Annotated in this window: 1 protein-coding gene; it reads right to left on the bottom strand. The window is 61.7% G+C overall.

From position 1 onward, the window contains the following. A partial coding sequence (locus tag SLW75_RS28180) for a hypothetical protein (RefSeq protein ID WP_410936070.1) occupies positions 1-1,779 on the bottom strand: 1,779 nt, incomplete at its 3' end. Between the last annotated feature and the right edge of the window lie 47 nt (positions 1,780-1,826).

Below are 1,826 nucleotides of genomic sequence, written 5' to 3'. Positions count from 1 at the left end.
CGTGTTGATCGTTTGATAGTTCACGCCCGCGCAGTAGCACTGGAAAACGAAGAAGCCGTTCGCGTCCTTGCGGATTTGGACGATATCCCCCGAGCTACCTGAGCCGCCGCCTGCGCCCACTCGCACAAACGGCGGGTTATTGGGGTTGCCGGTCAAGCTGAAGGCCGCAGTGTTCGCCCCAGCATCACCAACGAACGCCAGGTTCAGCGTGAAGTCATGCGCCGCCACGGGGCACGTATACAGCCCGGCAGGCGTATCCACACTTGAGGCGAAACGTTTCATCGATGTGGTGAGGATGTCGCGGCCGTCGAGAACAATGCCGCCCATCCGATTGCCGTCGATCAAGCCGTGCCCGTTGTAGATCGCGAAGGAACGCACCAGGCCGGCGGCGAAGTCCCGGCCTTCCTGATCCGCGTAGCTGCCGTAGGACGCATATGCATCGTTCGGGTCTGCGCAGACCGAGGGCTGCGTGATGAAAACCAGATCAGGCACCTTGGCGAAGGCTTTCATTTTGGCGACGGCCGATGTAAGCGCCGCACTCGAAATCGCGCTGCTGTCGTTGCTGCCCATGATGATGTAGATGACATCCGGCTTCACGTCAGAGATGTAATCAATCCACGCGCGACTTGAATCTGCGTACCAACCCGGGAACGCAGACGGTTTGCCGTCCAGGTTGGCGAAGGTCTGCCCGCCAATGCAGCGGTTGAAGAAGGTGATCTTCTTTTCTGGGTTGAGCTGCTTGATACGCAGCGACAGCATCGCAGCAACGCCGCCCCCGGTATCCACCGTATTCGGATTCCAAGTACCCGTCGAGCTGCCGGTCAGGACCACAACCGGAGCGCGAGCATTGGAAAAGGCCTTCAGGTGCCGGGCCGGGTCAAGGTCATAAAACTTCGGCGAGGTAGTTGGAGCAGATTCCGGGATGACTCGGACCCTGTAGCTGGCATTCCCCGAAAGCTGCCCGTCGCCCACGAAGCGCACATTGGTGCGATTCTTCAGGGCTCCCACGCAAACGTACTGCCGGGAGATCAGCACCTCCTGAACCCCGACTGCGATCGCCTCATCAATAGCGCGCTGGATTATCGCGAGGTCGGTGGAGCCTTCAAACCAGGCCGCATGCACTTTCCCTTCGTAAACCCTGCTCCATGCCGCGCCGTTGCTGGCGATGACATAGGTTCCGCCGTTGTCCGCACGACCGGACTGGGCGGCGATGCGCAGGAAATCCCCAGCAATACCGGCCCGAGTCAGGGTCACGCGCATCGCATCCCCGCTGTAGGCGCGCAGCTCAACGTAATCGAGAAGAACCTTCGCTTTGTCCAGCTCGTCCTTGACCGTGCCGCCTTCGTACCCGATATCGTCGGCCCCATCAGGGGCCTGAAGCGCAGAGACGCGGGCAAGTGACTGGGGCATCCATTCCTCCGCAAGAACGCCTGCTTCGCCTGCTTGTGGGACCTGTCCTGCACCGGCCGCCGTCGTGACTTTACCGTTGAGCGAAGTGGCCAGCTGCTCGGCATGAGCTGCTTGGGTGGCCACCTCGTTTACTCGCTGGGTCCGCGCTACGGAAGCGGGCAGCCAGTCTTCGTTGATCTTGCTCTCAGCGCTGCCGATCGGGATGTTGCCCGGGGCTGGGTTGAAGCTGGCTGTGCCGCCCGTAACGACTGCGGCAGCGTTAGCCTCGCTTGCCGCCGCCGCTTGAGCACTTCGCTGAGCGGCCGCCCGACCTGATTCGACCTGGATGGCAGCAGCATCTACGGCATTGCGCGCCTGCGTGACGAACACCTGGGCCTCTTGGGCGATCTGTGCCGCTGCGACAGATGCCCCTTGGC

Source organism: Pseudomonas sp. W5-01 (assembly GCF_046540435.1).
Classification (GTDB): Bacteria; Pseudomonadota; Gammaproteobacteria; order Pseudomonadales; family Pseudomonadaceae; genus Aquipseudomonas; species Aquipseudomonas graminis_B.
This window is presented reverse-complemented; position numbering and strand designations above follow the sequence as displayed.